Annotated in this window: 13 protein-coding genes; 11 read left to right on the top strand and 2 right to left on the bottom strand. The window is 67.9% G+C overall.

The annotated features are described in order from the left end of the window. Positions 1 to 87 precede the first annotated feature (87 nt). Together FB384_RS17040 and FB384_RS17035 are read right to left on the bottom strand one after the other, a co-directional pair. Positions 88 to 1,419 (bottom strand): MFS transporter, encoded by a 1,332-nt coding sequence (locus FB384_RS17040; protein ID WP_183784263.1) that lies wholly within the window; start codon positions 1,417 to 1,419, stop codon positions 88 to 90. Between the two features lie 17 nt (positions 1,420 to 1,436). Then, positions 1,437 to 2,279, bottom strand: coding sequence for an acetoacetate decarboxylase family protein (locus FB384_RS17035; protein WP_221212762.1), 843 nt, complete (start codon positions 2,277 to 2,279; stop codon positions 1,437 to 1,439). 353 nt (positions 2,280 to 2,632) lie between these two features. Between FB384_RS17035 and FB384_RS17030 the strand changes: the two genes are divergently transcribed. The 11 genes from FB384_RS17030 (at position 2,633) to FB384_RS16980 (ending at position 13,551) form a co-directional block, all read left to right on the top strand. Next, positions 2,633 to 3,904, top strand: coding sequence for a M20 family metallopeptidase (locus FB384_RS17030; protein ID WP_183784261.1), 1,272 nt, complete (start codon positions 2,633 to 2,635; stop codon positions 3,902 to 3,904). Further along, positions 3,901 to 4,758 (top strand): IclR family transcriptional regulator, encoded by an 858-nt coding sequence (locus FB384_RS17025; RefSeq protein ID WP_183784259.1) that lies wholly within the window; start codon positions 3,901 to 3,903, stop codon positions 4,756 to 4,758. Before FB384_RS17030 ends, FB384_RS17025 begins: the two co-directional genes overlap by 4 nt. A gap of 41 nt (positions 4,759 to 4,799) precedes the next feature. Beyond that, a complete protein-coding gene (locus FB384_RS17020; protein WP_183784256.1) occupies positions 4,800 to 5,786 on the top strand; it encodes a thiamine pyrophosphate-dependent dehydrogenase E1 component subunit alpha in 987 nt (328 codons plus the stop codon). After that, a complete protein-coding gene (locus FB384_RS17015) occupies positions 5,779 to 6,792 on the top strand; it encodes an alpha-ketoacid dehydrogenase subunit beta (protein WP_183784254.1) in 1,014 nt (337 codons plus the stop codon). Before FB384_RS17020 ends, FB384_RS17015 begins: the two co-directional genes overlap by 8 nt. After that, positions 6,789 to 7,583 (top strand): hypothetical protein, encoded by a 795-nt coding sequence (locus FB384_RS17010; RefSeq protein WP_183784252.1) that lies wholly within the window; start codon positions 6,789 to 6,791, stop codon positions 7,581 to 7,583. Before FB384_RS17015 ends, FB384_RS17010 begins: the two co-directional genes overlap by 4 nt. After that, a complete protein-coding gene (locus FB384_RS17005; RefSeq protein WP_183784250.1) occupies positions 7,580 to 8,917 on the top strand; it encodes an aspartate aminotransferase family protein in 1,338 nt (445 codons plus the stop codon). The genes FB384_RS17010 and FB384_RS17005 overlap by 4 nt, the downstream gene beginning before the upstream one ends. Before the next feature lie 23 nt (positions 8,918 to 8,940). Beyond that, positions 8,941 to 9,939 (top strand): quinone oxidoreductase family protein, encoded by a 999-nt coding sequence (locus FB384_RS17000; RefSeq protein ID WP_221212761.1) that lies wholly within the window; start codon positions 8,941 to 8,943, stop codon positions 9,937 to 9,939. 55 nt (positions 9,940 to 9,994) lie between these two features. Continuing rightward, the gene (locus FB384_RS16995; protein ID WP_183784248.1) at positions 9,995 to 10,408 is read left to right on the top strand and encodes a RidA family protein; all 414 of its coding nucleotides are present in this window, start codon (positions 9,995 to 9,997) and stop codon (positions 10,406 to 10,408) included. Beyond that, entirely contained in the window at positions 10,405 to 11,526 is a 1,122-nt protein-coding gene (locus FB384_RS16990; RefSeq protein ID WP_183784246.1) for an aminotransferase class V-fold PLP-dependent enzyme, read from the top strand. Before FB384_RS16995 ends, FB384_RS16990 begins: the two co-directional genes overlap by 4 nt. Positions 11,527 to 12,013: 487 nt before the next feature. Then, positions 12,014 to 12,355, top strand: coding sequence for an ArsR/SmtB family transcription factor (locus tag FB384_RS16985; RefSeq protein ID WP_183784244.1), 342 nt, complete (start codon positions 12,014 to 12,016; stop codon positions 12,353 to 12,355). Then, positions 12,352 to 13,551: an MFS transporter gene (locus FB384_RS16980; RefSeq protein ID WP_183784242.1), complete on the top strand. Its 1,200-nt coding sequence runs from the start codon at positions 12,352 to 12,354 to the stop codon at positions 13,549 to 13,551. Before FB384_RS16985 ends, FB384_RS16980 begins: the two co-directional genes overlap by 4 nt. Positions 13,552 to 13,942 lie beyond the last annotated feature (391 nt).

Below are 13,942 nucleotides of genomic sequence, written 5' to 3'. Positions count from 1 at the left end.
GGGAACAGGTCACAGGGCACGTGAAGAGTCGAGTTGATTCGATCTGGACCCGAACTTGTCGAGTTGGCGGAGACCGACGAGGCTGGGTCAGCCTGTGGGTTCGACTTTGCCTGTGCGCAGCGAGACTCCGAGGGTCTCGTGAACGAGGAGAGCGCAGATCAGGCTGATGAGCGCACCTGCCGACAGGTACATCGCAGGCGCATAGGTCGTTCCCGTCGCACTGATCAGGACAGTGTTGATGAACGGTCCGGCACCGCCGAACAGGACCACGCCGAGGTTGTATCCGATTGCCAACCCGCTGTAGCGGCGAGACGTCGGGAACAATTCCGAGAACAGTGCCGGTTGCGGCGCCAGCAGCATCGCGTCACCGACGAGGATGAGCATCATCCCCAGCAGGACGGTCCATAGTGAGCCCTGGTGGATGAGGACGAACCCGATCGGCGCCGTGACCATCACTACGACTGCGCCCCACAGGATGAACGGTCGGCGACCGACGCGGTCGCAGACTCGGGCGAAGGCAACGACGAGCACGACCAACAGCAGCATCGAGACCATGACGGCCGTCTGAGCCGTCGAGTTCCCCAGCCCCAGGTCTACGGCCAGGAACTTCGGGCCGAAGACGAGGAGCACGTAAGTGCACATCGTCGGGCAGCAGACGAGGCCGCAAACGAGCAGGATCGAGCGCCAGTTCTCCCGGACCGCCTCGCGCAGCGGCGACTTCTCGCGGGACTCGGTCTGGCTCATCTCCTCGAACTCGATGGATTCTTCGAGCTTCAGACGCATGTACAGCCCGATCATGCCCAGCGGGAGAGCGGCGAGGAAGGGGATGCGCCATCCCCAGGACTCGAGTTGGTCTCCGGTCAGCGACACGGACAGGACCAGCGAGGTCGCCGTGGCGGTGAACAGGCCGAGCACGATGGTGATCGTCTGCCAGCTGCCGTAGAAGGCGCGGCGGTGTGAGGGCGCCGACTCGACGACGTAGGCGGCGGCGCCCATCCACTCCCCGCCTGCCGACAGCCCTTGCAGGCACCGCAGCAGCAGGATCAGCAAGGGGGCTGCGATTCCGATGCTCGCGTAGGAGGGAACGACGGCCATCAAGGCGGTCGCTACCGAGATCGTGAGGATGATCGCCGACAAGGTCGTCTTTCGCCCGTACCGGTCTCCGATGTGTCCGAACAGGACGCCGCCGAGGGGGCGCACGACGAAGCTGATCCCGAAAACGAGGAACGTCAGCATCATCGAGACTGCCGGGTCGTCGTCAACGAAGAACAGCTTGGCGAAAATGGCCGCGAAGTAGCCGTACAGCGCGAATTCGTACCATTCGAGGAAGTTCCCGATGCAGGCCGCGATGATCGCCCGGCGCCGTTCCGGGGTGAGGACGGTCGTTGCCGAGGCCGAGGAGATGTCTTGAGTGGTCATGTCACCTTCTTCGTTGGTCACCAACCGGGAGTGCCGTAGACCGGCAGGGTGTTCGGGTCGAGCTCGGCGACGTAGGTGCCGTAGTCGATGGCGAGTTCTGCCGGCCCCCACACGGCATGCGCGGGCCCGGTCGGTGCGAGCAGATGGAGCGGGTCACGCGAAGAGGGGCGCCATTCCAACTCCGCCTCGCCTTCGCGGAACGGGCCAGCAGGGCTCAGCTGGAATGGGATCTGCACCAGTCGGGCGAAGTCGTAGCCCGGCCCGTCAGCGCGGGGAATGAGCTTGGCCGTGAACTGCGTCTCGAACCACGGGGGTGCCGGACAGTTGCCTTCGACGGCGTCTCGGGCGGACCCTCGCAGCAGTTCATGCCCCAGGGCATCGGTGATCCCGAACTCGACTCCGCCGGGACGAGCCTTCAGGCGTGCCTCGGTGACCTGCTTTTTCGGCAGTCCGAACATCTCGCGGCCGAGGATGCCGTGGTTGAGGCCCTCGACGAAGGTTTCGAGTGCATAGGCTCCGCGAAGGTCGCCGTGGAGGCATTCAAGATTGACGCCGCCTTGCATGTAGGCGGGGCGCGCCTCGACGTTGCCGCGATCATCGGTGAACCGTGCGCCGAGGAACTCGGCGATCCAGATGATCACCTCAGGGTCGCGCGGGGCGCTCAACGGGCGGGGAAGCACAGCCGCTGCCACGTTCTGCGACACCGGGTAGGTCACTGACATCCAACGCAGTGCTACCTCCTCCGTCCCGGGCATGTAGAGGGGCGCGAAGGCGGGCATGGCGCCGGGAGGTTTCCGCTCGGGCAGCAGTGGAGGGTGCGTGGGAGATCCGGTCGATTCACCGGAACGCGACGTGCTCACGAGGGTGCCCTCCTTGGATGCGGAACTGAGACGAGCTTCGGCGACAATCGATACGTGTGAGGCCGGTCCTTCGTCAGGCCGTCGCGACGGCGGCCTTGGCTGTGATCCCGACAACATGAATGAGTTCATCGGTTCGCACCAGCGATTGCGAAGTCGATTTACATTATTTGAAAACCTTGAGGTTCCTCGGATCGCAGTGGCGCGTCTGGCGAGATTGAATGCCTGGTCACAGGCGAGGCAGGTGGCACGATTTCAGATAGTCGAACCTTGCGGCCAGATGCTGGACTTCTTTTCCGTCGCCCGGACACGATGCACGGCATACGCAGGACTCGCCGGCGAGAGAGGGGTTCCCCATGATCAGCGACGCCCACGAGGTCTCCGTCCGGGACGGATCCCTGGTCCTGGACCGGGGCCGGCGCGAGGCGCTGATGGAGTTCCTCGCGGAGACGGTCAGGCGGGTGAGCGTGTCCGGCGAGGAGGACCGCGTGATCGACGTCTACGAGGACTTCTTCCTCTCGCGGGGATGGCCGGTCCGCAGGGACCGTCTAGCCGATAGCTCCAGCGCAGGCGACGAGGTCCGCGCCGAGGAACGGGCGAACCTGGTCGGCTACTACCGGACCCGCAGGCCGGATCGCCCTGTCGTGGTCATCAACGGGCACATGGACGTCGTCCCGGTGCTCGACGGTGACCAGTGGGACCGCGAGCCGTATTCGGGCGACCGTTCGTGCGGCTTCGTCCACGGGCGAGGGACGGTCGACACCAAGGGCGGGATCGCCGCCGCTTTGTGGGCTCTCGACCTTATCGACCGGTCCGGTGCCGAGCTTCCGTTCGACGTCGCCGTCGAGCTGGTGGTCGGCGAGGAGACCACCGGCGTCGGCACCCGCGCCGCGCTCGAACGATTACCGCGGCGGCTTGGCACGATCGTGCTCGAGCCCACGGACGGAGCGGTCGTGACGGTCGCCTCGGGCCTCGTGTTCTTCACCGTCGAGGTGCTCGGCCGCGCAGCGCACACATCTGTGCCCTGGCATGGCGTCGACGTGGGGCCGAGGATCATCGATATCTACCAGGCGCTCACACGTCTCGGTGAGCAGCGGGCCGCAGAGCAAACCGACGCGAGGATGCCCTTCCCGTCCGCCGTTCCGCTGGCCATGGGCACGGTCGAAATCGGCGGGTGGCGAGCGGCGGTCCCCGCGCGCGGACGCCTCTCGGGCCGGATCGGGATCATGCCCGGCGAGAGCGTCGACGACGTCCGGGCGGCCCTGGCCGAGTGCGTGGCGTCGGTCGCCGCCGCAGATCCATGGATGGTCGAGCACCCACCCGTCGTGCGCTGGGACAACGAGGGTCTGGCCAGCTGGGAGACGCCCGAGTCGGATCACGTCGTCGTTGCCATGGACCGCGGACGCAGATTCGCGGGTCTTGAACCGAGGATCGAGGGAATGACCGCAGGCTGCGACGCCGGGATCCTCCGCAGTGCGGGAGTCCCCACCGTCGTCTTCGGCCCGGGAGACATGCGCTTCGCCCACAGCCCCGACGAGAGGATCGCCGAATCCGACGTCGCCGAAGCAACCCAGGTCCTCGCGCAGGCTCTGCTGGCGTGGGGCGACCTCGCGGAAGAGCAGCGATGACCGCCGAGGACCACCGGGGCAACGCCGATCCCGGAGATGACGCCGGGGCCGAAGGCACCGTTCTCCAGACCCTGGCCAGAGGGCTGTCGGTCCTGGAGGCCGTTGCCGAACGTAACGGCAGCGCGACTCCGAAGTCCCTGGCACGTCAGCTGGGGCTCAAACAGGCGACGTGCTATCACCTGCTGCGCACTCTGCGCGCCGAAGGCTACGTCATCCGACTGCCCGGCGGGCAGTTCGACGTTGGCCCGCGCGGCCTCGCCCTTGGCAAGAACCTCTCGGCCCGCACCGCGCCGTCGCCCGACATCGCCGCGATCCTGGCTCGCCTGCACAACAAGACCGGCGAGACGGCCTACGTGTGCGGATGGTTCCACGGGACGATCTTGCACCAGCAGGTCATCAGCGGGCAGCAGTCGCTCATCGTCAAAAACCTCGACGTCGGCTACGTGGGCAACATGCATGCCCGCGCGTCCTGCCAGGCGATCCTCGCGTACCTGCCAACCTCCCGCGTGACGACCATGTTCGAAGGGACTCCGTTAACCAAGCTCACTGACAACACGATCGGCACGTTCGACGACCTGCTCGAGGAGCTGGGAACGATCCGCCGTCGCGAGTACGCCCTCGACATCGAGGCGTTCGCGATCGACGTCTGCTGCGTCGCCGCACCGTTTTTCGACCCTTCCGGCGCTCCAGCCGGCTCGTTCACGGTCTCGGTGCCGGTGTCCCGGTTCGCGCGTGCCCGCGGGTCCCTGGTCAAGGAGGTCAGGGAGGCCGGGGCGATGGCGACGCATCTGCTGCGGACCGGCCGCCTATCCCCGCCTGGCGTCACACCACCGTCCGAGGCCGCTGCCGAATGACGCCGGCCGCGATGTCCTCCCCAGAGAACCGAAGGAGCACGATGACCACGTCACTCCCCTCGCCCGAAACGGGTGCCGAGGAGGGCCGCCTGCTGGCCTTTCTCGGTGCCATGGCCCGAATCAGGGCGTTCGAGACTGAGATCGCGCGCCTGCGCGGCCTCGGTACCGTCGTCGGCTCAGTGCACCTGTGCAGTGGGCAGGAGGCGATCTACGCGGGGGCCGCCGCGGCCCTCGATCTCCCGCGGGATCTCGTCTTCCCGACCTACCGCGGTCACGGCTGGGCGTTGGCGTGCGGAGCCGATCTGACGGCTATGTTCGCCGAGCTCATGGGGCGCGAAGACGGCGTCAACGGCGGCCGCGGCGGATCGGCCTACCTGTCGGTGCCGTCCGTAGGCATGATGGGCGAGAACTCGATCGTCGGTGCGGGTGCGCCGATCGCGTCGGGAGCAGCCCTCGCGGCGCGCTTCGACAACTCCGGCAGGGTTGCGCTGGCGGCGATGGGCGACGGCGCGGTCAACCAGGGTTCGGTGCACGAGGCATTCAACTTCGCCGCGGCCATGTCGCTGCCGGTCGTGTTCCTCATCGAGAACAATCACTGGTCCGAGCTCACGCCGATCAGCGCGACGACGGTCTCGGATCGGCTGTTCAAGCGAGCCTCGGGCTACGGGATGCCCGGAGTCCGAGTGGACGGCAACGATCCGGAGATCGTCCGCACGACCATCGCCCGGGCCGCATCACAGGCACGGGAAGGCAACGGTCCCACGGTCATCGAGGCGATGACTGACCGGATCGTCGGCCACTACATCGGCGACGTCCAGCACTACCGCGAGCCCGGCGAGCTGGAGCGTATCGAGGCCGCCGAGCCGATCGCACGGCTGCGCGGTGTTCTCGTCGATCGTGGTGTCGCAGAGGACCGTATCGACGCGATCCTGCGGGTAGAGCAGGAAGCGGTCGACGCCGCCAGTGCTAGAGCCCAGCAGTCCCCGACAGCCGACCCCGCGACAGCTCTGGAGCACCTGTATGCCTGACACCACATTGACTCGGAAAGACCTCACCTACGCCGAGAGCGTCAACCGTGCCCTCCGCCTCGTGCTCGACAACGACCCGACCACGCTCTTGTTCGGTGAGGACGTGGGGGTGCCCGGCGGCGTGTTCGGCGTAACCAAGGGCCTTCGGAAGCGATTCGGCGACCGGGTCTTCGACACCCCGATCTCGGAGGCGGCGATCCTCGGCGGCGCGGTCGGAGCGGCCATGGTCGGCAGGCGCCCCATCGTCGAGATCATGTGGGCCGACTTCGCACTCGTCGCACTCGACCAGATCGTCAACCAGGCGGCGAACGTGCGCTACATCAACCGTGGTGAACTCAGCGCGCCGATGACGATCCGCACCCAGCAGAGCACCGCCCCGGGGGCGTGCGCCCAACACTCCCAGAGCCTCGAAGCGCTCTTCGCGCACATTCCCGGACTGCACGTGTGCATGCCGACCACACACCAGGATGCGCACGATCTCCTCCTCGCCGCGATCGCCGACGACGACCCGACGATCGTCATCGAGAACCGCACGCTGTACCACGGCGCGAAGGAGTCCGTGACCCTCGGCAATCCGATCCAATCCGTCGGCGGCGCGGCGATCAGGCGCACCGGGACCGATCTGACGGTGGCGACCTGGGGCGCGATGCAACACCGCGTGCTCGACGCCGCCGAGCGCCTGGAAACCGACCACGGGATATCCGTCGAGGTTATCGACATGCGCTGGCTACGGCCGCTCGACATCGATGCCGTCGTCGACAGCGTCGAGCGCACGGGCGGCCTGGCCGTGGCCCACGAGGCGATGGAGTTCGCCGGGCTCGGGGCCGAGCTCGTGGCATCAGTGCTCGAGCGAGGCGTAGAGCTCCGCCGGCCGCCGGTGCGGATCGCATCCCCCGCCGCGCGTATCCCTGCGGCCCCGACGCTCCTCCAAGCCGTCGTGCCGGACGCCGAGGCCATTGCCGCGCGGATCCGCGCCCACGTGACCGAAGCGGTGCAGGTCTCGTGACGCCGGCTCCCACGTCGGAGATCCTCCGCGCCTCGCCATACCTCGATCCGGCCACCGTCGCGGTCTCGAACCGGCTCGTGCCGGACGGCGCGCTCGTGTCCGCCTGTGACCCGGTCGCCGAGCTCATCGACGCCCACGGGACCGAAACTGAGGCGATCGCCCCGGCCGACGGATACATCCACTTCGGCAAGCTGAGCGCCACCGGGTCGGAGCCCAGACTCATCGGCTGGATCCACGACCACCCACCGCAGGCCCGGCCAGCGGCACGCGTCGAGGCAGAGCCGAGGGCGACGCCGGCGTGGCAGGAATCTGCAACAGGCGTCGCGCACCTGACGACGCGCTGGACGGATGCGCCGGCGACGAACAGCGAGCACCCGCTCCTGTCCGCGGACCTTCTTGTGGACGCGATCGCTCGCGCAGCCGAGCAATGTGGGCACGGACGCCCGGCGGTGACGGTCCGAGCGATACCGATCGACGCGGAACCCGTCGAAGTCGCCCAGGGCCGGGCCGATACCGGCCAACCGCTCATCGACGTGACCCTCCTGTCCACCGCGGGAGCGGTGCACGCCCCACCCGGACCGCGGTCGCTGGTGTCGATCGCGATCTCGAAGCCGAACCCCGAGGTCGTCGCCGTTCGGGACAGGGAAGGCGGGGCATCGGTGGCGATTCGGGATCAGTCCTGGATCGTTTTCGCCTATCGCCCCGATGCGATCACCACTGACCGCGTCGAGGCCTTCAACGTCGCCCTGGCCGCCGACTTGGACGCGTCGATGAGAGGAGCCGCGCAATGAGCGCCCCCGAGACCTCCCCGTCCCTGCACGACCGACACCAGGCGGTCATGCCCGCCTGGATGCGGTGCTACTACGGCAATCCCCTCGAACTCGTCTCGGGTAGCGGACGGCGGGTCACCGGCGGTGACGGAGAGAGGTATCTCGACTTCTTCGGGGGACTCCTGGCCACCATGGTCGGCCACGACATCCCCGAGATCACCGAGGCACTGCAACGGCAGGCGGGACGAATCTTCCACTCGTCGACCCTGTACCTCATCCGCAGCCAAGTGGAGCTCGCCGAGAAGATCGCCGCCCGGGCCCCGGTGGACGACCCGAAGGTGTTCTTCGTCAACTCTGGGTCCGAAGCCGTAGAGGCCGCGTTTCTGCTCACCACGACCGCCCAGCGATCCAACCAGGTCATCGCACTGCGCGGCAGCTACCACGGCCGTTCCTTCGGGACAGTGGCGGCGACCGGCATCCGCGGATGGTCCGCGACGGGCCTGAGCCCGCTGCAGGTCACCTACGCCCACTCCGGCTACAAGTACCGCAGCCCCTTCGGACATCTGCCCGACGCGGAGTTCACCGCCGCCTGCCGCGACGAGCTCGAGACCATGATCGAGACCTCGACATCGGGCGAGATCGCCTGCTATATCGCAGAACCCGTCCAGGGCGCCGGCGGTTTCGCCAATCCCCCGGACGACTTCTTCCGCGAGATGAAGACCGTACTCGACCGCTACGACGTGCCCTTCATCTCCGACGAGGTCCAGTCCGGATGGGGTCGGACGGGCCGCTCCTACTTCGGCATCGAGCACTACGGCGTGCGCCCCCAGGCGCTCACCTTCGCCAAGGGGCTGGCCAATGGGCTGGCGATCGGCGGAGTCGTGGCCGAGGCCGGGCTCATGGACTGCGTGAGCGCCAACTCAATCTCCACCGCTGGTGGCAACCCGATCGCGACGAGCACTGCCAACGCGGTCATCGACTACATCGAGTCCCACGAGCTCCAGGCCAATGCGGACGCCGTCGGTAGACAGTTGCGTCGAGGACTGGAGGCCATCGCCGCCGGTTGTCCTCTCATCGGCGAGGTGCGCGGAGCCGGACTGATGCTCGGAGTCGAACTCGTCGAGCCAGGCACGCGCACAGCCGCACCGGCCGCGGCCGACACCGTACTCGCCGAAGCCAGGGCGGCAGGTCTACTCATCGGCAAGGGCGGCCTGTCCGGCAACGTGCTGCGCATAACCCCGCCGATGACGGTCACTGCCGACGAGGCACGCGAAGCCCTCGTCATCCTCGGCGAGGTCCTGTCCACAGTGAGCAACCGCTGCTCGCCCGACCGCCCTGCGGCAGACGCCGAGTGACGACCGCAATCCCGAGGAGAACGATGCCATCACCGACGACCATGAGGGCCCTGGTCCATGCCGGCACGCCGGGGCCGGACGGGCTGCGGATCGACGAGGTGCCCCGCCCCGAGCCAGGAAAAGACGACGTCCTCATACGAGTCGACGCAGCCGGGCTCAACCGCCACGAGCTGTTCGTCATCGACGCGCACGCCGGAGACGACGACAAGATCGTCGGCGCGGATGCCGTCGGAACCATCACCGCGGTCGGAGTCGACGCCGGCCAGGACCTGATCGGACGACGGGTACTGGTCAATCCTTGTCTCGGCTGGCCCACGGCCGAGGACGTGCCCGAAGTGCCCACCATCCTCGGCGGCCCCGTACAGGGCACGTTCGCCGAGTTCGCCACGGTGCCGGTCGACAATGTCCATCCGATCCCCGACCACCTCTCGGATGCCGAGGCCGCGGCGCTCCCCCTGGCCGGCCTGACCGCCTACCGGGCGCTCGTCACCAAGGGGAGGGTCATGGCCGGCGACCATGTCGTCATCACCGGAGCCACTGGTGGTGCCGGGACCCTGGCCCTGGCGATGGCTGCCGCCCTCGGCGCGGAGACCACCGTCGTGACCCGCCACGAGGCCAAGGTGGCCCCGGCCAGGACTCTGGGGGCAGACCACGTCGTCATCGGCGCAGACGACCTCGACGAGAAGCTCCACGCTCCGGCTGACCTCGTACTCGACAGCGTCGGATCCGACTCGTTCCCGTCGGCGGTCCGAGCTGTACGCCCCGGGGGAGGCATCATCTCCTTCGGCGCGACCTCCGGACCCGACATCGAACTCAGCCTCCGCACGCTGTTCTTCCGGCAGATCCGCCTCGAAGGCACCTCCATGGGCAGCGCTGCCGAATTCGAGTCGATGCTCCGATTCGCCGCCGAGCACACCATCAAGCCCGCCGTGCACGAACGCCGCAGGCTCGACGAAGCCCCGGAAGTCTTCCGCGGCATGGCCGCCGGACACGGTGTCGGCAAAACCGTGTTCCTGCCCTGAACACGGCTCTTCCATACGAATACGGCCCTTTCATACGAAGTAAGGACGGACACGGATGTCGAAACACGCTCCCTACAACCCCGCCGCGATCGCCGCTCCGATCGGGAAGTTCAGCCACGTCGCGATCGCCCCCGCAGGAGCTGCGACGGCGTACGTCTCCGGCCAGATCGGGGTCGACACCGACGGGAAGATCGTCTCGTACTCGTGCTACGAGCAGACGAAGCAGACATTCTCGAACCTGGAAGCAGTCCTCGACGACCTCGGCGTCGAACCGTCAGCGATCGTCAAGATGCTCACCCTGGTCGTCGGCGACGACGGCTTCGCCGATTTCGCCCGTGCCCGCGACGAGATCTACGCCCGATGGTTTCCCACCGGTGTCTATCCAGCGCACTCGGCCGCGACGGTCACGGCTCTGGCACACCCAGATCTGCGCGTCGAGATCGAAGCCGTCGTGGTCGTGCCGTCGTGACGCCGGAGGACTTCCGCAGAAACTTCCCCGCGCTGGAGTCGTGGACCTGGTTGGACACACCGGGTGCGCCTCCTGGGGCACGCACGGTCACCACCACGCTCCGGCGCGCGCTCGACGACTGGGACTCCGGTTCCTACGACTGGCTCGACTGGGATCGGGCAGCCGATGCCGCCCGCTACGACTTCGCCCGATGGACCGGAGTGTCGCCCGAGTCGGTCGCCTCGCAGACTTCACTATCAGAGGCGGCCACAGTCGCCGCCCGCTGCGTCCCCGACGGAGCGACCACCGTCGTGGCAGCCGACGAGTTCCGTAGCGTGCTCTTTCCGGCCATGGAGCACGCCGCAACGACGCTCTCGCAGATCGACCTCGTCCAGCGCCGCCCCGGGGTGAGCCGGACCGAATCGCTCGTCGAGGCGATCGGCCCCGACACCGGTCTGGTCATGGTCAGCGAGGTACTCACCAACGACGGCGAGCTCGTCGACATCGATGCGGTCTGCACCGCCGCCCACCGTCACGACGGTCTGGTCTTTGCCAACCTCACCCAGTCCCTCGGCGTGATCCGCTCCGATCTGTCGAACCACCCAGCCGATCTCGTTGCCGCCCACGGCTACAAGTGGATGCTCTGCCCACGTGGAACAAGCTGGCTGGTCGCCGACCCCGCACGCATCACCATCGGCCCGACCGTGGCCAGCTGGAAATCCGCAGCCGATCCGGAGCAGTTCTTCGCCGGGCCATACAGCCACGCGGTCACGGCCTCGAGGTTCAACTCCTCGCCGGCCTGGCTGTCCTGGATCGGCGCGCGAGCAGCCCTCGAGCTTCTCGCGGAGATCGACACCGACGCGAGCCGTAGCCACGTCCTGCACCTCGCCGACCGCTACATCAACCGCATGGCAGGCGCGGGTTTCCGGGCCATCAACAGCGGCGCACGGTCGCACATCGTGGTCGCCGCGCCGCCCGATCGAAAGCGGATCGACCCCGAACGTCTCCAGGAGGCCGGGGTCAGGGCGACAATCACAGCCCGCGGCGAGCTCCGCGTGGGCTTCCACTACTTCAACACCGAGGCGGACGTCGACCACGCCGCCGCAAGCGCCCGCAGCGCCTTGGTCGAGCATCCGTAGCGGCAGCCCAGTTGATCAGCCGGTCAGGATCTGCCAACGGGTTTGCGCGTTGAGCAGCCACATGAGGACGCAGACGGCCAAGATCCTGGCCTGCCGCGCATCAGCGAGCGGACCGGCAGGTAGCTCACCATACGCAGCGGAACATGCCGGTTGCGCCTTTGGCGCCCTCCGACGCTCGTCGGCGACCGACTGTCGATAGCCCGTCAAGGCGACACGAACACAGCTCCACCGTCCCACGCTGAACGCGTCCTGGGTGTCATTGGTGCGCCGTCCTCTCGGCCCCGCGGTGTACTCGCCGTAGGCCTCCCCGAACGCCCTCAGGGGCGGCGACGAGCGACCGGACAGTGACTCCGCGGACGTCGTCCGGGGCAGACATTGGCCCCGCAACCCCGGACGGCCACCCCAGCTGGCACCCTCTCGTCTAATCGTGCGAGAATCTTCGCACAGTCATCGTGCGACTATTTTCGAACGACATGGAGACGAGTCCTTGCCCCCACGCACCTATCACCACCCGGACACCGACGAGATCGCGATCGCGCGAGTGCTCTTCGCGCTGAGCGAGCCGCTGCGGCTGAACATGGTGCGCATGCTCGCCGAGCAGGGTGAGACCGACAGCATCGACCTCGGCCCCGATCTGCCGCGCTCGACCCTGACCCACCACACGAGCCTGCTGCGCGAGTCGGGCGTGGTCTTCGTGCGCGCCGAGGGCCGCAAGTGCATGATCCGACTCCGCGACGAGGACCTGGAGCAGCGCTTCCCGGGGCTGCTCGACACAGTGCTCACCGGATACGAAAGCGCCGCCGAAGATCACGGGGAGGCCGACGCATGATCGGCAGAGTATGGCCGCTCGTCGTCGCCGCGGTCGCGCTCGGCATCGACGCCTACGTCCTGGCCGGCGTGCTGCCGTCGATCGCCGACTCCCTGACGACCACCGTGGCGATGATCGGGCTCGGCGTAACAGCCTTCACGGCCGCCTACGCCGTCGCCGGGCCCCTGCTGTCGGGACGACTCACCCGCGGCAACACCGCACGCGCCCTGCTGATCGCACTCGGGGTGTTCAACCTCGGAAACCTCATCACCACGGTCGCGCCGGGGATCGAGGTGTTCCTGGCCTCCCGCGTCGTCGCGGGTGCCGGTGCCGGGATCCTCACCGCCGTGGCGACGGCGACCGCAGCGGCCATGGTCGCCGAGAACGAACGCGGCCGCGCCATGGCCCTGGTCACCTTCGGCCTCTCGGCCGGCACGGTCGCGGGCGTACCGGTCGGGATGCTCATCGGACAGAGCGCCGGATGGCGCTGGACCATGGCCCTGGTCGTACTCATCGGCCTGGTCAGCATGGCGGCCCTTGCGTTTCGCGCAACGACGCTCCCACGACTCGACACGACCGCGGACGAGTCCGCGGTCACTGTGCTTCGATCGAGCCGGACCAGTGTCGGCGTGGTAGCCGCCTTCCTGCTCGGAGTCGCGAGCCTGGGCCTCTACACCTACCTGCTGCCCATGGCCGAGGACCGCGGACTCGGCGCCTGGGGCTTCGCCCTGGTCTGGGCCTGGGGCATCGGCGGCGTCACCGGCTCCGCACTGATCGGCAAGCCACTCGACCGCTACGGGCCGAAACCACTGCTGATCGCGTTGCCCGCACTACTGGGGCTGAGCTTCGCCGCGGCATGGCTCACATCCGCCCCGGCAGCATGGCTGGTCGCTGCAGCGGTCTGGGGCGCGGCCGGCTGGGCAAGCGTCCCGACCCTGCAACAGGCTCTCACCGCCGACCGGCCCGCACAGGCGATGCCGATCATCGCGTTCCAAATGGCGGCCATGTACCTCGGCTCCGCCGCCGGGGCCGCACTCGGCGGCGGACTGCTCAACGCGGGAACCAGGCCCGGCAACCTCGCCACCTGGGCACTCATCCCGGCCGCGCTCGCGCTGGCACTCACCGCCTGGATCGCCGCCACAGGACGACCGGACCGTCAGACAGTCAGTGCGGCACCTGAGGCGCACAAGGAGCCGGCCCAGCCCTGCTCCTGCTGACGCCGCCAACGACGCAACGAAGAGGGTCGCCGCTGCCGGGTCGGCAGCGGGGACCCTCTTCGCGCAACCAGATCAGAAGCGTGAGGCGCACACCTGTGAACCATATCGGACACGGCGTCGAAGGTCTGGACATCATCACCGACGGCACGTTGTGGCCCGACGGGCAGGTCTCCACGGGCCGGTTCTGCAACGTCGTTCACCTTCCGCAGCACCGCGATCAACTCGGTACGCATCTACGCCGGCCCCGACATCGGCAGCCACCACGCCGAGCGAATCGAGCAGTGACACCGAGAACGATTGTCTCGCTCGTCCCTCTGAGAGACGCCACCGGATGACAGAGCGGAACCCCGTGACCCACGCTGCCCCTCCTGGTCACGGAGTCCTTCCGCAT

Origin of the sequence: Prauserella sediminis, assembly GCF_014195435.1 — a bacterium.
Lineage (GTDB): Bacteria > Actinomycetota > Actinomycetes > Mycobacteriales > Pseudonocardiaceae > Prauserella > Prauserella salsuginis.
The sequence above is the reverse complement of the archived record's forward strand: the minus strand, read 5'-3'. Positions and strand labels throughout refer to the sequence as shown.